General features: G+C 51.9%; 23 protein-coding genes. 9 read left to right on the top strand and 14 right to left on the bottom strand.

Going from position 1 to position 22405, the window contains the following annotated elements:
• The first annotated feature begins 4 nt into the window (after nucleotides 1–4).
• From AB1757_01040 to AB1757_01030, 3 genes are all read left to right on the top strand, one after another.
• On the top strand, nucleotides 5–370 hold the full coding sequence (locus AB1757_01040; GenBank protein MEW6125620.1) for an SET domain-containing protein: 366 nt from the start codon (nucleotides 5–7) through the stop codon (nucleotides 368–370).
• Between the two features lie 337 nt (nucleotides 371–707).
• Nucleotides 708–3491 (top strand): ankyrin repeat domain-containing protein, encoded by a 2784-nt coding sequence (locus AB1757_01035; protein ID MEW6125619.1) that lies wholly within the window; start codon nucleotides 708–710, stop codon nucleotides 3489–3491.
• Nucleotides 3492–3533: 42 nt separating this feature from the next.
• Nucleotides 3534–4205 (top strand): hypothetical protein, encoded by a 672-nt coding sequence (locus AB1757_01030; protein ID MEW6125618.1) that lies wholly within the window; start codon nucleotides 3534–3536, stop codon nucleotides 4203–4205.
• A 281-nt stretch (nucleotides 4206–4486) separates the two neighbouring features.
• Here AB1757_01030 and AB1757_01025 read toward each other — a convergent pair whose 3' ends face one another.
• From AB1757_01025 to AB1757_00990, 8 genes are all read right to left on the bottom strand, one after another.
• Nucleotides 4487–4651, bottom strand: coding sequence for a hypothetical protein (locus AB1757_01025; GenBank protein ID MEW6125617.1), 165 nt, complete (start codon nucleotides 4649–4651; stop codon nucleotides 4487–4489).
• Nucleotides 4615–5955 (bottom strand): SCP2 sterol-binding domain-containing protein, encoded by a 1341-nt coding sequence (locus AB1757_01020; GenBank protein ID MEW6125616.1) that lies wholly within the window; start codon nucleotides 5953–5955, stop codon nucleotides 4615–4617. Before AB1757_01020 ends, AB1757_01025 begins: the two co-directional genes overlap by 37 nt.
• Before the next feature lie 4 nt (nucleotides 5956–5959).
• Nucleotides 5960–6775, bottom strand: coding sequence for an oxidoreductase (locus tag AB1757_01015; protein MEW6125615.1), 816 nt, complete (start codon nucleotides 6773–6775; stop codon nucleotides 5960–5962).
• A 54-nt stretch (nucleotides 6776–6829) separates the two neighbouring features.
• Nucleotides 6830–7270, bottom strand: a complete 441-nt coding sequence (locus AB1757_01010) for a MarR family winged helix-turn-helix transcriptional regulator (protein ID MEW6125614.1) — start codon at nucleotides 7268–7270, stop codon at nucleotides 6830–6832.
• Nucleotides 7271–7636: 366 nt separating this feature from the next.
• On the bottom strand, nucleotides 7637–10288 hold the full coding sequence (locus AB1757_01005) for an ABC transporter permease (GenBank protein MEW6125613.1): 2652 nt from the start codon (nucleotides 10286–10288) through the stop codon (nucleotides 7637–7639).
• Nucleotides 10289–10291: 3 nt separating this feature from the next.
• The gene (locus tag AB1757_01000; protein ID MEW6125612.1) at nucleotides 10292–10654 is read right to left on the bottom strand and encodes a PadR family transcriptional regulator; all 363 of its coding nucleotides are present in this window, start codon (nucleotides 10652–10654) and stop codon (nucleotides 10292–10294) included.
• 410 nt (nucleotides 10655–11064) lie between these two features.
• Entirely contained in the window at nucleotides 11065–12120 is a 1056-nt protein-coding gene (locus tag AB1757_00995; protein MEW6125611.1) for an NAD(P)-dependent alcohol dehydrogenase, read from the bottom strand.
• A 77-nt stretch (nucleotides 12121–12197) separates the two neighbouring features.
• Entirely contained in the window at nucleotides 12198–13193 is a 996-nt protein-coding gene (locus AB1757_00990) for an aldo/keto reductase (protein ID MEW6125610.1), read from the bottom strand.
• Nucleotides 13194–13445: 252 nt separating this feature from the next.
• Between AB1757_00990 and AB1757_00985 the strand changes: the two genes are divergently transcribed.
• Entirely contained in the window at nucleotides 13446–14339 is an 894-nt protein-coding gene (locus tag AB1757_00985) for an AraC family transcriptional regulator (GenBank protein MEW6125609.1), read from the top strand.
• A 132-nt stretch (nucleotides 14340–14471) separates the two neighbouring features.
• Here the strand turns inward: AB1757_00985 and AB1757_00980 are convergent, their stop codons facing one another.
• Both AB1757_00980 and AB1757_00975 read right to left on the bottom strand, forming a co-directional pair.
• Complete coding sequence (locus AB1757_00980; protein MEW6125608.1) at nucleotides 14472–14705, bottom strand: hypothetical protein; 234 nt, start codon at nucleotides 14703–14705, stop codon at nucleotides 14472–14474.
• The gene (locus AB1757_00975; protein ID MEW6125607.1) at nucleotides 14702–15475 is read right to left on the bottom strand and encodes an HAD family hydrolase; all 774 of its coding nucleotides are present in this window, start codon (nucleotides 15473–15475) and stop codon (nucleotides 14702–14704) included. Before AB1757_00975 ends, AB1757_00980 begins: the two co-directional genes overlap by 4 nt.
• A gap of 59 nt (nucleotides 15476–15534) precedes the next feature.
• Between AB1757_00975 and rsmG the strand changes: the two genes are divergently transcribed.
• Nucleotides 15535–16254 (top strand): 16S rRNA (guanine(527)-N(7))-methyltransferase RsmG, encoded by a 720-nt coding sequence (rsmG, locus tag AB1757_00970; GenBank protein ID MEW6125606.1) that lies wholly within the window; start codon nucleotides 15535–15537, stop codon nucleotides 16252–16254.
• Nucleotides 16255–16435: 181 nt separating this feature from the next.
• On the opposite strand, the gene AB1757_00965 is transcribed toward rsmG, so the two are convergent.
• From AB1757_00965 to AB1757_00955, 3 genes are read right to left on the bottom strand one after another with little or no spacing between them, the layout of a single operon-like run.
• Nucleotides 16436–17353, bottom strand: coding sequence for a serine hydrolase (locus tag AB1757_00965; GenBank protein MEW6125605.1), 918 nt, complete (start codon nucleotides 17351–17353; stop codon nucleotides 16436–16438).
• 31 nt (nucleotides 17354–17384) lie between these two features.
• Nucleotides 17385–17945: an SH3 domain-containing protein gene (locus AB1757_00960; GenBank protein MEW6125604.1), complete on the bottom strand. Its 561-nt coding sequence runs from the start codon at nucleotides 17943–17945 to the stop codon at nucleotides 17385–17387.
• Between the two features lie 45 nt (nucleotides 17946–17990).
• On the bottom strand, nucleotides 17991–18401 hold the full coding sequence (locus tag AB1757_00955; protein ID MEW6125603.1) for a hypothetical protein: 411 nt from the start codon (nucleotides 18399–18401) through the stop codon (nucleotides 17991–17993).
• A gap of 256 nt (nucleotides 18402–18657) precedes the next feature.
• On the opposite strand from AB1757_00955, the gene AB1757_00950 reads away from it, so the two are divergent.
• From AB1757_00950 to AB1757_00935, 4 genes are all read left to right on the top strand, one after another.
• Nucleotides 18658–19290, top strand: coding sequence for a hypothetical protein (locus AB1757_00950; protein ID MEW6125602.1), 633 nt, complete (start codon nucleotides 18658–18660; stop codon nucleotides 19288–19290).
• A gap of 100 nt (nucleotides 19291–19390) precedes the next feature.
• Nucleotides 19391–20185, top strand: coding sequence for a hypothetical protein (locus tag AB1757_00945; protein ID MEW6125601.1), 795 nt, complete (start codon nucleotides 19391–19393; stop codon nucleotides 20183–20185).
• Between the two features lie 134 nt (nucleotides 20186–20319).
• Nucleotides 20320–20766, top strand: coding sequence for a hypothetical protein (locus AB1757_00940; protein MEW6125600.1), 447 nt, complete (start codon nucleotides 20320–20322; stop codon nucleotides 20764–20766).
• Nucleotides 20767–20870: 104 nt separating this feature from the next.
• Nucleotides 20871–21446 (top strand): hypothetical protein, encoded by a 576-nt coding sequence (locus AB1757_00935; protein ID MEW6125599.1) that lies wholly within the window; start codon nucleotides 20871–20873, stop codon nucleotides 21444–21446.
• 123 nt (nucleotides 21447–21569) lie between these two features.
• Here AB1757_00935 and AB1757_00930 read toward each other — a convergent pair whose 3' ends face one another.
• Nucleotides 21570–22370 (bottom strand): hypothetical protein, encoded by an 801-nt coding sequence (locus AB1757_00930; GenBank protein MEW6125598.1) that lies wholly within the window; start codon nucleotides 22368–22370, stop codon nucleotides 21570–21572.
• Between the last annotated feature and the right edge of the window lie 35 nt (nucleotides 22371–22405).

The raw sequence follows: 22405 nt of genomic DNA, 5'->3' as shown, positions 1-22405 counted from the left end.
ATCCATGAGCGAATACCCGCCGACCATCACTTTCAACCATGAGCGTTTTGAAATTCGCGACCTGGGCGATAAAGGCGCGGGGTTGTTTGCAACACGCAACTACGAAACCGGCGAGGCAATCTATCCGTTCGATTATTGGTCTCAACCGCTTATGCCGATGCATGCGACGAATCATTCGTGCGATGCGAATGGAAAGTTTGATGAAACGGGAATGCTCGTTGCCTTGCGGAATATTCAAGCGGGCGAAGAAATCACCTTTAATTATTTGCATCATCCGATTCCGGCATCACCGTGGTTCTTTAAATGCGAATGCGGCGCGGCAACCTGTGTCGGCTGGGTTGATGCGCGCGTTGAATCTCCGATTGAGTAATTCGATTTTTCTGGCTGAATTTTCAAAACCAATCTGACGCAAAAGTAATAGATGGAAAACCCCTGCTCGGCTCATCAAGTTGGCTTTCCCAGCGGATGCGGCGGATATTGCGGACGAGGACGGATTTTCTTCTATCAATGAGTAGTGTTAATGAGAATTGCTATCCGATGTCTCAAAATTATCCGCGAAAATCCGCTCAATCCGTCGCATCCGCTGGGAATGTACCTGGCAAATTTGGCTCAATGATATTTCGTGAATATCTTTAGGAATTCATTTTCCTGCAACCGGCTCGCCTTGTGGATTTCTCGCCTGGTTGTGGTATAAACACTGAACATTTATGCAACTGACGAATTTATTAGGGCAAACCCTGGACGGAAAATACTACCTCGACAAACTGCTCGGTCAAGGTGGTATGGGCGCAGTGTTTTTAGCGACCCACATTGGAACCAAGCGACCCGTTGCCCTCAAAGTCATCGCCCCGCAATTTATGGCAAACGCCGAGGTCGGCGAACGTTTTCGCCGTGAAGCCGAAGCCGCAGGTCGTTTGCGCCATCCCAATGTCGTCAACGTCACGGATTTTGGAGTGACGGTTTTCGGCAAAGATCAACTCGCTTATCTGGTGATGGAATATCTGGATGGCTGTTCGCTTGGCGAGATGTTGAAACGCGAAAAGCGTTTACCGTTGCCGCTGGTAGTTGATTTTGTCGAACAGGTTTGTCTCGCCATCGGCAATGCCCATGAACTCGGCATCATTCATCGCGATTTGAAACCCGATAACATCTGGTTGCAACCCGATGGGCGCGGCGGCTATCTCGTCAAGGTTCTCGATTTCGGGCTTGCCAAATTGCGCGATACCATTTCCGATGAAGCCGAAGAACTCGTACAAACGGATGCGCCGCAACTGGCAACCCAACTCAATGTCAAACCTACGGACACCATTCGCGCAAGCGCCAACACCGAGGCGCAATTTGTAAGTGAAAGCGCGACGCAAACTCAAAACCCGCATGAGGAAATCGAAGCGGCGACTTTGATTCAACCCGCGACATCGAGCGAACCGGAAGCGGCAACCCTCATTCAACCATCGAGCGCAAATCTTGATGAAGCGGCAACCCTGATTCAATACCCATCCACGACAACCGAGATTGAAGCCACAACGGTTATTCAATCAGCGGCGGTCACGCAGGAAGCGGCTACGCAAATCAGCAATACCGGCGCAGAGGAACCCGCAACGCAGATTAAACCGGCTTCTGCGACCCAAATTGTCAATGATGAGGCGACGCTCATTCAGACGGATTCGCAAAGTGCAGTGAAAAGTTCGCAACAGAAATCCGCAACCCGCTACGCGCAATCGAAAATGGCAACGCAGGCGACCAATTCACAGGGCAATGTAACGCGGATGAACCCGGCGGCGACGGTTGAATTGACGGCGTTCGGTTCCATTCTCGGAACCCCGCTTTATATGTCACCCGAACAGTGTCGCGGCGAACATCTTGATGCGCGTTCGGACATCTACAGTCTTGGGGTCATCGTTTATCAAATGCTTGCGGGGGAAACGCCGTTTACCGGCTCGATGATGGAACTCATCAATCTGCATTCAACCGCTATGCCACCTGATTTAAAAACCAGGCGCGCGGATTTACCCGAGTCACTTGCGGCGCTCGTCATGTCAACGCTGGCGAAAAACCCTGAAGACCGCCCGTTAAGCGCCGAATCTTTTGCAACCGCCTTGCGGGTGCGCTCAGAAAGTGAAGCCGATGTTTTAAGGCAGGCAAAAGCCTTTTACTATGCAGCGCAAAAAACTTTTTTTGGCGCATCGATTTTTATCTATCTGCCGATGGCAGCCTTGTCGATAGGTTTGAGCTTAGCCTTTGATGCTGTTCTGTCTCAAAAGCTCGGGGCAGCGATTGTATTCTTTGCGTCGTTATTTGTGTTGCTGATGATTTGCGCGCATTTGAATACGGCGCTTTGCGCAATGATTATGGAAGAAGCCCGGCTGTCACCGACCGCAAAAATCAAACTATCTACGATATTGAAAAATTTTTTGAAACGGTTGCCCAAACTCCTGTTGACGATGATGGTGAGCGTCGGCTTAATCTTTTTAAATCTGCTGAAACTCCTGTTGCCGGGAATTAAAAAATACACCGATGTTTTACTTGCGCCTTCGGTTGCGGCTTTGGAAAATCACACAGCTTTACAAACGCTTGCGCGTTCCGAAAAACTGGCGCAACCGGTGCGCCCCATCGCCCGTTCATTATCAGCCCGCGATTTCGGCATCACACTTGCCGCGGTCATCGGTTTTCCAAGCATCACTTCCATCATGGCGTATGCGTTTGGCGGTACGCGCACGGACGCCGTCGCGGCGATGACCTTGCCGATGATTCGCAATTTCACAGCCGGGTATAGCTGGTTCATTCTCGCCTTGATGCACACGGTTTATATGGCAATGCCGATGGCGCTGCTTTATTTCAAAGCCAAGCAGGCAAACGGTGAAGCGATAGAAAAAACCGCCACCGATAGCCTGCAAACCGAAACCCCAACCCAGACAGACCGCATGGGAAAAGCCACGCTGGGATGGATAGGCGTGCCGCTGCTTTTATTTGCCTATTTGATTTTCTCTTCGCTGGTCAACATCGGCGGGTCGAACGAAATGTCTTTAATCAGAGCCGCGCGCGAAGGTCGCGCGGCAACTGTAGAGCGATTGCTCGCCAATGGCAGCGACCCCAATGAAACCCGCATCGGGCGCACCTCTGCGTTGATGTACGCCGCCCAGGACGGGCAAATGAGAATCGTTAAATTGCTGGTTCAGGCAGGCGCGCAGATTAACGCCAGAGATAATGATGGCGATGAGGCATTGATGTACGCGACCACTTTCGGGCGCGCGGAGATTGTCAATTTTTTACTTGCCAAAGGCGCAGATGTGAATGCGCGCAATAACCAAAATACCACGGCGCTCATCGCCGCTGCGCTTCGCGGGCGCACAGATATTGTGAAAGCTTTGCTTGCGGCAAATGCCGATGCGACGGTTAAAGACACTAAAAGTAAAACCGCGTTAGCCTATGCCGAAGAAGAGGGACACCAGGAAATTGTTGGTCTATTGAAAGCCGCAGGCGCGACAGAGTAAATTTAAAGCGCAACTTTATCGAAAAAACAAAAGGAGAACCATATGGCACAACAAGGAGCACAACGCGGCAACCCGATGCAGGATTACGTCACGGTTGCCGAACGCATTGAAAAATTTTATCGCGAACATCCGCAAGGTCGCATCATCACCCATATTCTGGAACACGACGCCGAACGCGGATTCATTCTCATGCGCGCCGAGGTTTTCCGCAACGCAGACGACGCGCAACCGGCAGCCACCGGTCACGCTTATGAATATCGCGATGCGGGATTCGTGCAAAAGACCTCTTATATTGAGGTCTGCGAAACCTCGAGTGTCGGAAGAGCATTGGCTTTATGCGGATTTGAAGTCAAGCGCGGCATCGCCAGCCGCGAAGAGATGGAAAAACAAACGCGAATGGCAGAAACCTTTCGTGAAAAAGTCGTGACCGCTGTGAAAGAAGCCTCGCCGGTAAAACCTGAGCGAGTGGCAACCGAAACCGCAACGACTGCGCCAGCAAAAACGGAGCGTATGGCAACCGAAATTCAAAAAGATGAAATTTTAGAACTGCTGGAATCAATAAAACCCAATCAACGCCCGGCGCAAAAACAGTTGCTGGTGGAGTTCACCGGCAAACAATCGCGTGAAGAATTATCCTATCAGGAAGCGGCGCGGTTGATTGAAAAACTCAAAGAATTAAATCAACCGGCGGTTGAAGATGACCCATTGATTTAATTCATCATCAAGCAAGCGATTTCCCAATCAGGGCGTTCCTATTTTGTCACCCGGCAGGATGGAGACTTTAGCGGCTTGCTAAGAAAATCACTCTATTCTGTCGGGACATCTTCCTGAAAAAATCAGACCTGAAACAGGGGCGCGCTTTATGAACGTCCGGTTATCTATATTTTATTGGATAAACCGGTGTCCGGCGCTTGATGCGCTCACTTCCACAGTGCGGCGCTATCAAACTCGCCTGGCTCATCGGGCGTAGATTCGACCTGTAATTCAAAATATTTTTACGCGAAGCTGAAACCCTGCTTTGTCATCGGCAGCGCGCGAAGGCGTTCACTCGTTGAGAACACCGCGTTGGCAATTTGCTTCCTCAGAATGTTGTCACCACGGTCACGCCAGCGACCATTCGTCATCACGACGGAAAACAGCGTTTGAATGCCAGCAGCCATTTCGGGTTTCCTTGCAACCGGACGCGGCGCGTGACAAGCGCCCACAAAAGGTTCCGTTCGCCTGCCAGAAATCCCAGCCAGGTTTCCGAATCGGCAATGACCTTGATGTTCGGCTTGCCCAGCAGTCCGTCCTCGACGGTCAGTTTTCCGGCGCGAATTGTTACTGTCGCCTCGGCTGGCTCGTTGCCGGTGAATACGAAATGGTAAATGGCGTCAAGTTTGCCGGCGGCGTGGCGCTGAAACGAAAGCGGCATTCCAAACAGCAGGTTGGCGATGCTTCGCGGACGCAGCGAATTGCGCACCTGTCGCACGGTCTTGTGCGGATAACGCTTCTGCACGTGCGTCTCAGCGTCCGAGCCGCGCACCACATACACAGGCTCGCGCTTGGCCTGCAACGGGCGCACCACGTCATCGGTAAAATCCTTCTTCGATGCGAGGTAATGCCCGATCACGTCTTCGCCCGCCGGACACACCGCCATGCAATACGCAGCCTTGTAGTTTGCGCCAAAAGAAAGGCTTTGCCACACCGAAACCGATTCCGACTCCTTCACCTGTCGCCGGTAATCCAGCCCGTGTTTACTGTCGGCAATCGTTTCGACCCAATCTTCAAACCCGCCCATGAACTCGCGGTAATTGTGCGTGTAGCACGAGGAGAAATTGAACGCGCCATCCGCGCCAATCGCGCCAACCGGACACGCGGCTACGCACAATTTACATTCCAGACACGGGTTGTAATCGAGTTCGTGCGAATATGCGCTGATCTCCGCGCCAACCAGAATCGTGCCGAGCAAAATGAAATTGCCGAAGCGCGGATGAATCACGTTACGATGAATGCCCATGCGACCCAGCCCCGCCGCAACCGCGACCGGCTTGTGCGCCACCATCCAAATCCGCTCGGTCATCCAGCGGTTGGCCTCCATCGGAAACCCCATCGGCGGATTCAGCGCCCGAATCCCCGCGCCTTCCAGAGCCGCCGTAATGCGTCGCGCCACATCGTTGACCTCGTCGCCGGTGTGATGAAATTCCAGATTCGCGACCGAGCGCGCCGGGTTGCGAACATTGTCGCGATTCATCCGCAGCACAAAACTGATGAGACTGCGCGTGTGCGGAAAAGCGCGTTGAATGTGTGGGCGTTCCTCTGCCAGCGCCGGACGGTCAATTTCCACAAAGCCGACATCATCGGCGCCTGCGTCGAGACACAACTGCCGCAGCCAGGCAGCATCCAGTGGTTCGGATGTTTTCTGTAGCGCAGGTCTTTGTTGATGCGCTTTGACCGTGGGATGTTCCTTGAATGGTGTGTTCATAAAATCAGTCCAGTTGAAATTGCTTGCGGAAACTTTTGTCGAACATGCCAGCGGGAACAAAGCGGCGCATTCGGCTCAAGGCGATACCCTTGCCGACCGGATAACGCAGCCGGGGCGACTTCGCGGTCAAGGCAGTCCAAACCGCGTCCGCCACCAGGCGAGGATCGTCTCCGCGTTCGATGCTTTGCAGCGCCATCTCGGTCATACGCTTTCGTTCTTCCGCGTAAGCTTCGAGATTGATTTTTGCAGACTTGGTGTTTCCGCTGAGATTGGTCTTCGTGTATGCCGGTTCAACCAACACCGCGCGCACGCCGAACCTCCTGATTTCGTGATCCAGCGTCTCGGTATATCCTTCCACAGCGTGTTTGCTCGCGGCGTAAATTCCCCAATACGGCGCGGGGAGAAAACCTACCACAGAACTGATGTTGACGATTCGCCCATAGCCCTGTTGTCGCATTCCCGGCAGGACGGCGTTCGTCACGCGCAACACGCCAAAGAGATTGGTTTCAAACTGCTGCCTGGCCTCTTCGATGCTGGTTTCTTCCAGCGCGCCCATAAATGAGTAACCGGCGTTATTGACCAGAAGCTGAATCGGGCCGGCTTTTTGCGCAACGCTCTGCACCGCGGCGTTCACGCCGGCGTCGTCCGTGACCTCCATGCGGACAAGTTCTACGCCGCGAATCGAACTGACCGACTGCGGATTGCGCACCGTGCCGAACACGCGCGCGCCGCGCGCCGCCAGTAACTGGGCGATTTCCCGCCCGATGCCGGAGGAAACTCCGGTGACGAATGTGGTTTTGTTTGCTAGTGAAGTGTGCATATACACAATTTAATTCTCAATTTGCCACCTTTAGTGGCATTCAGGGTTATTGGTTTATTGGTTCAGGGACAGCGCCGCAGTTTCGAGATCAGAGAGTATGGCAGACCAACGTTTTTCACCGAGTGTTTTGACCACGGCGCTTTGGGCGGATCGCCAGGCTGGCATGGCTTCCTCAATTTTCTTTCGCCCTTTGGCGGTAATTGACAGTTCCACACGGCTACCGCGCCCGCCGCCGACGGCTTTGACGAAACCATCCCGCTGCAAGGGTCGGAGATTACGCACGAGTGACGTGCGCTCCAACCCAAGCCAATCGCTTAATTCCGCCATCGTCCAACTTTCTTTTGAATTCAAGGCAAGCAAAATTGACCCCTGCGTGGGGCGGATGCCATGCCGCCGCATTTCCGCGTCAAAAAACTGCGTCACTGCCCGCGTCACCCAACGCAGGTTGAAGCACACGCAATTCTCCATTGCTGACATATCTAGTTCTTTAGACATCTTAGTGTGTGTATACACTACTGAACTTACTTTGTCAAGCAACTGCTTGACTGATGCTGGTATTTCACGCCTTCGCCTAAACCTCCGTGCCCTTCTGTCGTTGAAGATTTGACTGGGCGCGCTGGTGACTGTAGCAGAATTCCTTTCAGCACATCGCTCCCTGCTGGGGAAAAGTTAAGGTAGGCAAACTGAGAAGCGTGAGGGATGCCCACGCTTCTCAGTTTGCCTCTCGGTTTACGCAAAACTGAAATCCTGTTTTGTCATCGGCAGCGCGCGAAGGCGTTCGCCTGTGAATGAAAACACCGCATTGGCAATCGCAGATAAAAACGGTCTCTCGCTGCGGCGCGCGTCTGTTCCATTCCGGGCTTACTCGCACCGCAGCGCCACAAGCGGGTCAACTTTGGCGGCGCGGCGCGCAGGCAAATACCCGGCGACCGCCGCGACTGCTAACAGTAACGCCACCGCTAAGCCAATCGTCAGCGGATCGTTCGGTTTCAGTCCGAACAGCAAACTTTCCGCCCACTGTGTGGCAAGCAGCGCAGCGCCTAATCCAATCGCCACACCGAGCGCGACCCAACCAAGCATTTCACGCAAAACCAATCGCCTGACTCGTCCCGCGCTCGCGCCGAGCGCCATCCGAATACCAATCTCGTGTGTGCGCCGCGCTACGTCGAGCTTCAGCACGCCGTACACCCCGATGCATGCCAGCAGCAGCGCCAGCCCCCCGAAAAACAGCGCGAGCGTCGAGAGCAGGCGTTCCTGCAACAGCGATTGGTTAACCTGTTCGTCAAGCGTAGCGAGATGGGTAAGCAGAATGTCATTGCCCGCCGCGCGCACTTCATTGCGGACGGCAGTCGTCAAGTCAAGCGCGCGCCCTTCGCCGCGCACCGCGAGCATCAATCGTCCCAATTGATCAATCGCTTGCCGCATCGGCAGGTAAACCGCCCGCGTGTCCGGTTCGCGCAGGTTGTTATAGCGCGAGTCTCTGACCACGCCCACCACCTGATAAACCGCAGGCGCAGCTTTCGCGCCCCGATTGAAGCTGAGGTGCGCGCCGATTGGATTGCGGTCGCCGAAATAGAAGCGTGCTGCGGTTTCGTTGAGCAACGCGACTTGCGGCGCAGCCTCGTTATCGCCTTCGTTGAAGCTACGCCCTTGCAACAGGCTGATGCCGAAGGTTTGGAAAAAGCCCTGTGAGACTTGATTGAGCCGAACTTCCTGTTCCTGCGGTGTGGCGGGAGTAAAACCCGCGACCTCAACCGATTTGACCGCATCAACCCCGCCCAGTGGCGTGATGGTTGACAAACTCGCAGCCCGCACGCCCGGCAGCCTGGTGACGCGCGCCAAAATGTCTTGCCACAAATCAGACAATCGCTCGTCCCGATAAAGCGCCGCCGAAGGGTTCACGCGCATCGTCACCACGCCGTCGCTGCGGAAACCCGCATCCAGGTGCTTGAGATTGCGCATGGTTTGCAGGAACAATCCCGCTCCGACCAGCAGGGGCAATGCCAGCGCGACTTGCGTAACCACCAGCAAATTGCCAAAGCGCGAACGCCGCCGCGTATTCATACTGGTGTTCTCCTTGAGCGCGGGCGCGGGGTCAAGATGTGTCGCCTGCCAGGCAGGGGCAAGTCCGAAGAGCAATCCGGTCAGTAAAGCGACGCCCGTGGTGAAGAGCAAGACGCGGTAATTGAGCGTCACATCAATGAACAGGCGGTCACTGCCACTAGCAAAGAAACTCTTCAGAAAGTCGCCGCTCCAGTGCGCGAACCACAGCCCCAGCAACCCGCCGCAGCAAACCAGCAACAGGCTTTCGGTCAACAACTGGCGCACCACTCGCCCTCGACTCGCGCCCAATGCCAGCCGCACGCCGAATTCTTTACGACGCGCCGTAGCGCGCGCCAGCAACAGGTTCGCCACATTCGCGCAGGCTACAGCCAGCACGAGCGCGACCATCACCATCAGGGTTTGCAGTGGGCGGGAAAACTGCCGCCGCACGGTGTCCAGCCCTCTGCCTGCGGGAGTAAGTTCGATGCGCGCGAAGGCGTCGCGCCGCATTTCGGCTGAGACCGTGGTTTCTGTCATGAAGGGCTGAAAAATCGCCTCCAACTCCGCCTGCGCCTGGGCGACGGAAGCATCAGGTTTGAGCCTGCCGACGGCGTTGAACCACCAGGTATTTTTGGAAGCCAGCAGGCGCTGCCCTTCAAACATCAGCGGCAACGAAATGTCCATTTCAGCGCCGGCAAACAAGCCATAGAATTCGGGCGGCGACACCCCGATGATCGTTACGGGATCGTTGCCAATTTCTACCACTTTGCCGATGACCTCCGGGTCGCGACCGAAGCGACGTGTCCAGTAGTTGTAACTGATGACCGCAACGTAGCCATCCGGCCCGCCTTTTCCCGGCACTGCATCATCTGCGGGGCTGAGCGCGCGCCCCAGCGCCGGGCTGACGCCAAGCACCGCAAAGTAATTCCCTGAGACAAACTGCCCCTGAATCTCTTCGCGTTGGCTATCAATCCTGATACGCAGATCACGCCGGGTGAAAGCCGCCAGCCCGGTAAAAGATTGACTCTGGTCGCGGAATCGCTCAAAGCACGGATACGGTGGCGCGCCGCCGCCGCCACGCGCGCCTACATTGTTGACAAAATAGAGTTGCTCCGGCTCTGCGACCGGCAGCATTCGCAGCAAGACCGCATCCATCAGGCTGAATACGCCCGTGTTTACCCCGATGCCCAGCGCGAGGCTGAGCACAGCCACCAGCGTGAAGCCTTTCTGTTTGAACAGCATTCGCAGACCATACCGCAAGTCTTGTCCCAACTGTTCGAGCCAAGCCCAGCCCCACATTGCGCGTGTGACTTCTTTGACCAAACCGACATTGCCGAATTCGCGCAAGGCATTGGCGCGGGCTTCGTCAGGCGCTTCGCCGCGCGCGATGCGGTCGCGGATCGCTTCATCGAGATGATGGCGGATTTCCATGTTGAGTTCCTCGTCTTTGCGTTGTCGCCAGAATTGCATACTTCACGCCCCTTCTGATGGATTCAAGATGCCCGCCATTGCTGCGGTCAGCCGCTCCCAGTTGGAGCGTTCGGCGGTGAGTTGTTTCTTGCCAGTTGCCGTCAGTTGATAGCTTTTGACCTTCTGGTTGTTTTCCGACACCGTCCATTCGGACTTGATCCATTTCTTGCGTTCCAGCCGGTGCAACGCCGGGTAAAGCGAGCCGGTGTCCACTTGCAGCACTTCGCCCGAACCGGCGCGAATTGCCTGGCTGATGCCGTAGCCGTGGCGCGGCCCCCATTGCAAGGTTTGCAGAATCAGCAGGTCAAGCGTCCCCTGCAGCAGCTCGATGCGGTTTTCGTAGCTTCGTTTCTTGTGAGGTTTCATCGCGGTGTTCCTTTCCTGAAAATATCGTAGGATGTACCCACTCTACACCTATAACCTGTAGTTTGTCTACAGCCGTTGGGCTTGCGCCGCAACGGAACCGTTCGTGCGCTCATCAGCGACGCGGCAATTGGCTGGCTTAATGTCATTGCCCTTTCAGGGTGCCACAACTCGGCGGCATTGCCTTGCACAAAAAAATTCAGCGCGGGCGTATTCTCATACGCCCGCGCTGAATTTTTTTGAACACTTATAAAATGGTAAGCGGCTCTACTTCACAATACTTTCACGCGAAGCTGAAACCCTGCTTCGTCATCGGCAGCGCGCGAAGGCGTTCGCCCGTTGCCGTGAAAATCGCATTGGCAATCTCAGGCAGAATCGGCGACTGTACGGAATTGCCGAATCCTGCCGACGGATTATTTTTTCAGCGAAGCCATATCAATCACAAAACGATACCGCACATCGCCTTTCAGCAAACGCTCATAGGCTTCATTCACCTGCTGAACTCCGATCAATTCAATATCCGCAGTAATGTTATGCTCAGAACAAAAATCCAGCATCTCCTGGGTTTCAGCAATGCCGCCAATCGGTGAGCCTGAAAAACTCCTTCTTCCCAAAATGAGATTAAACGAGGCTACCGGCAGCGGCTCCATCGGCGCGCCGACCAGCACCAAATTGCCGTCAGCCTTCAGCAGGTTCAGATAAGCGTTAATGTCATGCGGGGCAGATACGGCATCGAGAATAAAATGGAGACTTTTCGTCTTGGCATTCATCTGCGCTGCGTCAGTGGATAAAACGACTTCGTCCGCTCCCAATTTTTTCGCGGCTTCGGTTTTGGAAGGTGATGTCGTGAAAACCACAACGTAAGCGCCCATCGCTTTGGCGAGTTTGATCGCCATATGCCCCAGTCCGCCTAAACCGACAATGCCTGCTTTTTTGCCCGCTCCACCCTGCCAGTGCTTGAGCGGCGAATAAGTGGTGATGCCTGCACAAAGTAACGGAGCCGTAGCCGCGAGGTCTAAATTCTCCGGCACTCGCAGCACAAAGTCTTCATCAACCACAATGCTTTCCGAGTAGCCGCCGAAGGTTTGTCCGCCTAAGAATTTGTCCGGTGAGTTGAATGTCAAGGTACTGCCCGGTTCACAAAGTTGCTCCAAGCCTTGCTGACAATATTCACACTCCCTGCACGAATCTATCATGCAGCCGACTGCGGCAAGCTCGCCGACTTTGAATTTCGTCACCTGACTGCCGACCCGGGTTACTCTGCCGACAATCTCGTGACCGGGAACAATCGGATAAATGGTGTTTTGCCATTCGTTTCTCGCCGAGTGCAAATCCGAATGACAAATGCCGCAATAAAGGATTTCGATTTCGACATCTCGTGGGGTGACCATTCGGCGTTGAATGTTCAATTGTTTTAATGGCGCATCGGCGGCTTCGGCGCCGAAGGCTTTAATATTTCTTACTTCCATTTGTTGCTCCTTGATGATCATTTTTTCAAAGACAGTAATAAGATTTCTATTTTGCTTGTCGTTTGGTTCCAAACCGTTTAGCGTCCGGTCATCTTCTGTAAATGTTCCGGGTATCGCGCTCCCTGCACCGTAATCTGCGAGGTGGCGCGATCAATTTCGCGTAGATCGTCGGGCGTCAGTTCTACTTCAACGGCGCCAATATTTTCCTGTAGGCGGTGCAGTTTCGTAGTTCCCGGAATCGGCACAATCCAGGGCTTCTGTGCAAGCACCCAGGCGAGCGCGATTTGCGCGGGCGTGGCATGCTTTCGTTCTGCGAACTTGCCAATTAAATCCACCAAAGCCTGATTTGCTTTGCGAGCCTCCGGCGAAAAGCGCGGAACAAGGCTGCGAAAATCCGTGCTGTCGAATGTCGTGTTGGCGTCAATCGTGCCCGTCAGGAAACCTCTCCCCAGCGGACTGAAAGGAACGAAGCCGATGCCGAGTTCTTCAAGGGTCGGCAGTATTTCCGCTTCCGGTTCGCGCCACCACAGCGAGTATTCGCTTTGAAGTGCCGTAACCGGTTGAACGGCGTGGGCGCGACGAATGGTTTGCGCGCCTGCTTCCGAAAGACCGAAATGCCTGACCTTGCCTTCTTGAATCAAATCTTTGACGGCTCCCGCCACATCTTCAATCGGCACATTCGGGTCAACGCGGTGTTGATAGAACAGATCAATAACGTCGGTCTTGAGTCGTTTGAGCGAGGCTTCGGCAACTTCTTTGATGTGTTCCGGTCGGCTATCCAGCCCACCGATACCACGCTCTGCTGTGGGATCAATTTTGAACCCGAACTTGGTGGCGATGATCACTTGTTCGCGAACGGGAGCGAGCGCTTCGCCAACGAGTTCTTCGTTGGTGAACGGGCCATACACTTCAGCGGTATCAAAAAACGTAATGCCGCTTTCAACAGCGGCGCGAATCACCGCGATCATCTGCTGTTTGTCTCCCACTGGGCCATACCCGAAACTCATTCCCATACAGCCGAGACCGAGAGCCGAAATTTCTAAATTGCTATTTCCAAGTTTTCGTTTTTGCATAATTACTCCTTCGAGGCGCCGGCAATCGGCTTACCTCAACCTTCTTCAAATATTTTTTTGTTTGGTTAGCAGCCATTTTTTATCCTTCTGCTTGAGATTGATTATAAAGGCTGCGGAATGCCGGACGGTAAGACGATAGTCGCGAATAATTGTACAATCCTGCAAAACTCTTGCGCGCGGCGTGCTCATTAGAAACAAAGCGATTAATATGAGCTTATGAACTTTCGAGACACGAAACGCGAGAAACACCGGATGCAAAGCAACCGGGAAGAACTGGTCGAGCGCATGGCGCGCGTGCTTCCCGATGACAAAGTATTAGAAGTCTTTCCCGGCTTTTTTCTCGCTCGTTCATCTCAACCGACGGAGATGCTGCATTCCGTGTTCGAGCCTGCCTTTTGCGTCATTGCCCAGGGCAGCAAGGAGGTGCTTTTAGGTGAAGAAGTATTCCGCTACGATTCGGGACATTACTTAATCTCTACGGTTGATTTGCCAATCGTCAGTCAGGTCGTCGAAGCTTCTGAGGAGCGCCCCTATTTGAGTTTTCGATTAAATCTCGAGGCTGCGTTAGTCGCCTCACTCATGATGGAATCCGGCATTGAAACTAAAAAAAGCGACGCCAGCGTCAAGGCGATGGATGTCAGTTCGATTGATGCCAATCTGCTGGATGCGGTTCTCAGGCTGATCAGACTTCTCGACACCCCGGATGAGATGCAGATGCTTGCGCCGCTGATCATTCGCGAGATGGTTTATCGACTTTTAAGAGGCGAACAGGGCGCGCGGCTCACCCATCTTGTGGCTTCGGTAGGCGACACTCAGCGCATTTCCAAAGCCATCGGGCATCTGCGCGAAAACTTTGACCAGCCGCTTAAAATTGAAAATATCGCGCGCGAATTCGGCATGAGTGTTTCGGGGTTCCATCATCACTTCAAGTCGGTGACGGCGATGAGTCCTTTACAATTTCAAAAACAATTACGCCTTCAGGAAGCCCGCCGCTTGATGCTTGGCGAAGACCTCGATGCTGCAAGCGCCGGGTTCCGTGTCGGCTACGAAGACCCATCGTACTTCAGTCGCGACTACAAAAAGCTTTTTGGCGCTCCGCCCCTACGCGACATTGCCAGACTTCGCAATGCACTTGAATCAAGATAGGTTATCGCTTGGAGCGATTTGCGATTGCCTTTACTTTGAATTGGTTGAGCAAGCGGTCTGCGATTTGCCAACGACGCGGTCAAAGACCGCTTGCTCAACCGGCGCGGCGTCTTTACTGGCAATGGCTGAATTTCAACTCAATTTCTGCACCAACATAATCGGCAAGGCGGGGTGTTTATCAAGCACGCGAAAGCGCGCCTCGAAATCTTCGGGTTTGACCGAGCCGCGTAAATCAACGACGACCATTTCACCATCCGGGATGCGTTCCGATGAGCCGAAGACGCGGTAACGCGAAGCGCGAACCGTCACCAATTTAATATCAAAATCCGCAGCCCGTTCGGCTTCCTGTAAACTCAAAATTTTCATTTCGTCAGTTCCCTTTCCAAACGATTTTCTATCTCTGCAATGCAACGCGGCACATCACGCAAACTGGTCGTCACAAAATGGGCATCGCTTCTTTCGCCATCAAGCATCGGCGTCACTCCGACAAAGCGAATCGAATAAAAGCCCGCGCGATTGGCGCCGACAATGTCCGTGTGTTCGAGGTCGCCGATATGCACACAGGCTGCGGGTTCAGCAGCAAGCTGACGATGGGTTTGCGTGAAGACCTCAGGATGCGGTTTCGACCGTCCCGCTTCATCGGAAAATACCAGTGATTCAAAGAATTCTAAAACGCCTGCCTGTCGCATCACTTCGCGAAGTATGCGTCCCGGCGAAAAGCCGATGTCGGATATGATGCCGAGCCGGTAATGTCGGGCGAGATGTTCAACCACTTCAAACGCGCCGTCAATCAACGTCGGCGGGCGTTCAAGTATACCTTCTTCGTAGGCGATAACCACTTCGTTAAACACCTCATCGGGAAGCGTCACGTCGAGTATGTTCAACACACGTCGCAACCGGTCGGCAGCAACCAGTGTGCGATGTTCCAGCGTCCAGATTAAATGATGGGATTCGGCTTCGCGCAAAGTGGCTTCGGCAACCTGCGCTTCGGTGACAGCGTATCCAAGTTCGCGTAAAGCGCGTGTGAGGAGGCGACGACGAGTATCCTGATAGAGCTTGAAACCGCCGTCCTGTTCGGTAAACAGGGTATTCCAAAAATCGAATGAGATGGCTTTGATATGATTCGCTTGCTTCAAATTTGTCCTTATAAAAATTGGTTTTGCTTTCTTGAAATTTTATTGTAACGATTAGGGCGATGGTCAACAAAGCGAGAAAAGCAGAAAGGGAGAGAGGGAGCAAGGGAGCAAGGGAGCGTGGCGCAAACTCCATTCATTCAATCTCGTTTGCCGATTACCTTGCTCAATTTCAATCCGCGCTTGAAAAAGTCTTGAGTGATTTCAACATCACCTCGATTAAAGAAAATCAGCTAGCGCAGTTGGTCAAACATTACGAATTGATGTTGCGGTGGAATCAGCGCACCAATTTGACCCGCATCATCGAACCCGTTGATGCCGCGCGCCTGCATTATGGCGAATCGCTTTTTGGCGCGCAGTTTGTCGGTCAGGCAAAAACTCTTTTAGACATCGGTAGCGGCGCGGGATTCCCCGGGCTTCCGTTGGCAGTGGCTTTGCCCGAGGTTGAGGTCACGGCGCTGGAAGCCAATCAAAAAAAATCGCTGTTTCTTTATGAAGTCAAAGACGCGCTCAGTTTAGCGAATTTCAAAATTGCCGGTTCGCGAGTTGAAGCTTTCGATTTATCAACGTTTGAAAGGCTCACCAGTCGCGCCCTTGATCGCGCCGACGAGATGATGCCGCAGGTGTTAAAACGAATGCGCGCAGAGCAAAAACTGATGCTCTATTGCGCGCCCGATATGGTTGACCATTTGAAAAAACAAACTGCTGAAAAATTGGTTATTGAAACCCACGCGATTCCACAATCCGATTCACGGTTGATTGCGATTTTCTCTCACATTTAAGCGACCCAATGAGCGTTTGCGCCTGTTGAATTATTTGCAGTGCGCGCGAGTCGTGTTCTATAAAATCTCAGTGTCTCAGTGGTTTTTCTTTTTCACCACAGAGACATTGAGACACTGAGGCTGAGTATAGTTTTTTCTCATTGTACTCAGAGAGAAGCGATTTAATTCGCGCACATTTCAGTTATTTCACCGTCGAGTCATAAACTACTTTGGAAATATCCGCGACCAATCGATGTGCCTGTTTGCCATCGGCAAATCCGCGCGTCAGCACCACCAGCACGTAAGGCTTGCGCCCCTTTGGAAAAACGATTGCCGCATCGTGATAGATTCTGGTAATCGAGCCGGTTTTATGCGCCACTTTCGCATCGCGACTGACGCCCGCCGGAATGCCTTCGTTAAAATGCTGCGTCAGTAACACCTGAATCATTTCATCGGAAGCCTGACGGGAAACCGCGCGACCTTCGGCAATACGGCGCAAGATAATCATCAAATCGCGCGCCGTCGTCGTGTTATTCATTTTGCGCTCAAAGGCTTTGTTGTCTTCGACGCCGCGCAACACCTGAATGTTTTTTGCGCCCATCTCGCGCATGGTCTTCATCACATTTTTAGCATCAACGCGCTCAATCAAAATATTGGTAGCCAGATTGCTGCTCATCACAATCATCAGGCGCATCAATTCGCGAATCGTCTCTTTTTCGCCGATGCGTTTATACAGGGTCGGTTCGGAATCGTCATCCTTGCCGATTGAGAAATGGCTGCCATCGGCGATGCTCACAAAATCATTTTTAATTTCGATTTGGTCATCAAGTGAAAATTTTTTCGCAGCGGCTTGCCGGTAAAGTTCCAACATCACCGGCACCTTCATCGTCGATGCCGCGTGTAAGCTTTCATCAGGGTTCATCAAAAGTTCATCGCCGGTTTTCAAGTCATAAAAGGCGACGCCGACTATCTCTGCGCCGCTTTGTTGGATTAAGGCTTCGATTTTTGCCCGCATCGCTTTCAAATCGGTTTTCGCAAAAGCTTGCGGCATCGAGGAACTGAGGAAAAGCCATAAAATCGCAGACACAACCATTTTTTTTCGACACCAGGTTTGATTCATCACCTTCATCACTTTTTATTTTCAGAAATTTTTACGGACAGGTAGTTACAGGATTCGGGCATTGCCCGTTGGGGCTGAGCCACCCTTTGATGCTTTTGCTTTGCACCTGCGCCCATTTGCCTGCGCAACCGATAATCAAGACTTCGGATTCGGCAGGGATTCTAGTCACCACTTTGCTCTTGAGGTTCGCTTGTTGAAAGATTCGCGCCTGATAGCCGCCCGCTCCATCCGGTCGAATGGAGGTTGCCAGTTTTGAGGCGAAAACATAACCCGTACCGTTGAATAAGGGCTCGCCTTCCAAGGTTTCAGCCATTGCGATTCTGACCCACGCGCCGCTTGCGCCACTAATGTGAATCAGGTTCGGCTCCTCTTTTTTTGGCAACACGGCAATCACCGGATAATCTTTGCCCGGACCCGAACGCACATTCAATCCGTTCGGGTCATCTTCAATCATATAGGCATCAATGTCGCACGCCTCGGTTGGCGGATTTGCCGGTTTCGATTGTCGGGTTGAAAGACTTGTCGAAGATGAAACGGAAGCGACAAAAAGCGCAAGCATGGCGGCTGTCGAAAACAGGAATTTGATTTTCATAGCCGCACAAGTTTAATACGGGTTCGCCGATTTGTTTAGCGCAAATTATTTGCCTTTGAATGACCGCGCCATCAGTCCTAAGCCTGCGGCAAACAAGATAAGCATCACCAGCACATTGAAAAGACTCGTGGTGCGAAAATAGATTTGCAGATTGCTAATCACCCCGACCAGGATGATGACCAGTCCGCCACCGGCAAGCACCCATCCGAAAATTGATTTGCCATTAAAGAACAATAGTCCGATGCCGATGATTAATGGAATCAACGTAAACCCGAAGGTATTCGGCCCGAACCATCCCCAATAGGCACTGGTTACCTGCACCTGCTGCATAATCAAGTAACCTCCGGCGATGGCGAGCGCCAGCCCGAATAAAAACATTCCCAAGCCGCCGGGCGTTCCCCCGGGTCCTTGAAATTTGCGTTTATATTCTTCGTTGAACTCTTCCGTTTGATTCATAGTCTGCACGTTATCACCTCGTTTCTTTGCGGTCAATCATTCCCGCATTCCCTGTTTTGGTTAGGAGCAAAATGCTTGCGATACCAATTTCCAGGCAAGCGCGCGGCGAGACGTTTGGCAAAAATAGTTCTGACCACACTTGAATTTTCCTGTATCGCCTTCAGAAAATTTCCAAATGCTTTTCTTGATTGCTGAAGAAATTGGAACTAACCTGTTGAAAATGGCTTTTAACCAGAGAAGCCGAGAGGAATAAGCAATGATTAACAACCGATTATTTGCCATCACACTTTTTATTTTTTTAACTGCGGGTTTAACCGGGGCTTTCGCGCAAAGCCAGAATACGCAGGAACAGAAACCCCGCGCGCCACGTCAGCAGACCAAACCGGTGGCGGATGAAAAACCCGAAGTCACGGTTGAAGAAACCAGTGAACAATTGCTGCGCCGCACGCTTGATAGTTTATCCGAACAAATCGGCAAACTCGCATCCGAAGTTCAACGCATGCGCCAGGAAACCGAACGCAATTCGACGATGCTCGAACTGCTGCTGAACGAAGAGCGCCTCGCCAAGATTGAAGACAAAATGGACGAGGCGATTACCACCAAAGCGCAACTCGATAATCAGGAAGCCGACCTGCAACGGCGTTTGCGCAATGTGCCACAGGAAGTTGCGCTTCGCGGCGGTTTCGGCGCATTGCGTAAGGATGAAGCCGAAGCCGCTTTGCGTCAGGAATATCAACGCGCCATTGAAAGCGCGCGTAGCCAACAATCAACCTATCAAACCCGCATCGGGGATTTGCAAGCGCAAGCCGACCGTTTGAAAGCGCGCATCGAAGCATTAAGAAAAAAAGCCGAACGCCTGGAAACTCGCGTTGATGGGCAGGAAAAATAACGGCGTGATAAATAACCGCCGCCGGACAATTCACGTTAGGCGGCAGAGGTTCTTCCCTATGCTGTCCTTATACTATTGAATATGAAAGAAGGAGGCTGTTATGCAATTGTCCGATGAAAAGCTAAAGGAAATCAGAACGAAGCTACCTGATATTTCGCCACTCAAGAAATGCCTTTTTATAGAGCCAAACATTGTTGCCACTCAAATGAGGCTGCGTGGGCGACTCGATGTTGCTGTTATATGCTTTCAGGATGCCTATAATGTCGCATGGGAAGTTTCTCACGCTTTAGGTCAGGCTCATAGCCACTTAGCCTGGAATCGTGAGGAAAGACCTGATGGTCCTACAGAGTTTGAAGCAATTCTACTTGGGAAGTTTTACGCTGATGATGTTGCACTTAGACTTTATGCAGCAGGAGAGCATACTGCTAATTTCATTGCAAACTTCCTTGATATTGCCGAAGATGACCTGAAACCGTATAAAGAGAAGAATAATCTTACATCTCGCGCAGCTATTGTCGGAACATATATGGGCAAGCAGATGCCAAATCACCCAATCACGGCAGCTATAAGGAAACTAAGAACTGAAAAAAATTGGGATGAAACAATGAAGTACCGAAATAAATGGGTACACGACCAACCTCCTCTTATGGAAGGTATGGGCATCCTTTATGAAAGGAAGCCACGAGCAACTAAACGAGAGGGCTATACTGACGTATTTATCGGTGGTGGAGATGCGCCTACTCTCAAAGTTGATGACCTCATTGAAATGGTGTCTTCGGCTTCACAAGCATTTGTAGAGTATATGATTGACCTATTGGATATTCTGATTACGCGCCTTGAAGAGATAGGCATAACTATTGATGGCGAAGCGGGGAGAGTCACTTTTCGCATTTAAAAGATGTATCGTCAGTCAACAAGCCGCCTAACAATGGCGTGAACTGGAGCGCGCGAAGCGGACTTCTCATAGTTTCTTTTAGTGCCGCACGCGCGCCCGATTACGCGGGGCGTTAGGCATCTATAAGTTTCGCAATGTCATTATCCGATCAAATACAGCAACGGATAGACGAACTGCTCGCAGATGCCGAGCGAATGAACTCCGAAGAGTGGCAAATAGCCGCTTCTCAAAACGCATTGCCAATTTATCCCGGATGGACTGGATACATTGCGATTCGCCCTGATGGTTCGTTTCTATTCTGTGGAGATGACGGCACGGTCGAGAACTCGGTTGAGCCGGAGTGGCAATTAGTCGCCCTGATTGAAGAAAGCAAGAAGCATCCAGAGTTGGAAGCGCTGCTGCCGAGGCGGACAGCGGCGGCAAGTGTGTGTGTTGATTGCCAAGGCAGCGGGAGAAGCAGTGTTGAGGGGCAGCAGTTTGACACTTTCATTTGCGGAAAATGTTATGGCTTAGGGTGGGTCGATGAACAGATCAAAGCGCTATCGGAAGAAGTGCGAGCAAGGATACCGGGCGCATTCTGACGATGCCTGACCAGCGATTACCGGAGCGCGTAACTCCGCGGCTCTCATGCAATCAGTGCTAATCGCGTCCGGTCAATCGCGGCATTAGACCAATTTAGATTTTCATGAAGAAATCTCTGATACAAGGAATACTCAGTCTAATTTGCTATGGACTGATAACCTGCCAAAACCAACCGAAGCAAAATGTCATCACAACAAATGAAAACCAACCTCAACTTCAAAAGCAGGAGATTGTGCTTAGCCAAATACCTGCCCCCGATTTAACTGATAATGACTTTACTTGGGCTTGGGTTAAAGTTTCTAAAAATAACAAACGCTATAAACCTATTCGACTTGATGAGTTCAAAATTAGCGGACTTCGTCGATTTCAGTGTCACCAATTAGGCGAATGTTACATTATCGTAGCTGATCAAAAAGTAAAAGATGCTTCACGGTATAAGATTCTTGTTTTATATGCGCGTGATTACAGTTATAAACACCGAGATTACAAACCATATTGGGTAACCTGCAATTATGATCTGACAAGAACAAGCCTCTGGAATTCAAATATAGGGGTTGTAGCAATAGAGTATTTAGGGACAGGCGGACATAGGGTTTCTATTTTAAAGTGGGATGAAGAGAAAAAGACTTTCACCTGTGTCGAGGTTGGCTCGTTCTCACTGGTGTTTCCTGCGGAGTAACACCACACTTCTAACAAATCTGCTCTACAAAAACGTGCTTGAAAGTTTCTTTTGTTTTTATTGGTTCTTGTAACAATCGTCAGTTGAGTGATTAAACAACTAACGACTGTTACAAGGTAAGTTCTATTTGTCAGTGATGACAATTTTGACGGGAACTTCAACGACAGGTTTTTGCGCATCGTCGGTTTCGATGCGAATCATCCCTTCGTAGCTTCCGGGTTTGGGCAGGTTTTGCGGGTCAGTGCTGAGCCTGACCAGATAATTGCTGCCCGCGACCATTTCCTGAATTTCAGGTTTTAAAAACTGAATCGTCGAACTCACCGCTTTAATCTTGAAAGTGCCCGCGAGTTTTCTAATCCCCAATCTGCCAACCCGATTGGCGAACTCTTTCAAACTCGAAAGCGGAACCTCGCCACAATTCACCACGCTTGGCGCAAAGGTCAAACTCTCAGCCGGGACTTTTAAAGCAAGCACGATATCGAAGGTCTGCACTTTATCGCCGGTATTCTGCAAAGTAATTTTGACATTGCGCGCGCCCATTTCGCCGACCGGTTCGGTTTCCACTTCGAGAAAATAATTGGCGCTTGCCGGGTCGCGACGCAAGGTGTACTTCGCGTCTTTGAAATCGTTCGATACCAGTTTCAATTCGCCCGCCTGCGCGTCATCAGTTCGGATTTTATAAATCAACTTCACACGCTCCTGGCGTTCGACGACCATCTCGGAATGTGCCGTGGGATAAACTTTATAAAGCCCCACATCTTCGCCGCCGGTCAAATTGACCTTGGTCATGCGTTTGATGAATTCGGGAACCGGACGAATGAAACCGGTGCCTTTAATCTCAACCAGATTATTGCGCGGGTCATTGGTGTAGAGTTTGAATGTCGCATCGACCGCACCCATCGTATCGACGCCTTTGAAAATCAATCTGACGATGCCAGCCTGACCAGGCTGGATGACTT

The sequence above is a fragment of the Acidobacteriota bacterium genome (assembly GCA_040754075.1).
Taxonomy (GTDB): domain Bacteria; phylum Acidobacteriota; class Blastocatellia; order UBA7656; family UBA7656; genus JBFMDH01.
This window is presented reverse-complemented; position numbering and strand designations above follow the sequence as displayed.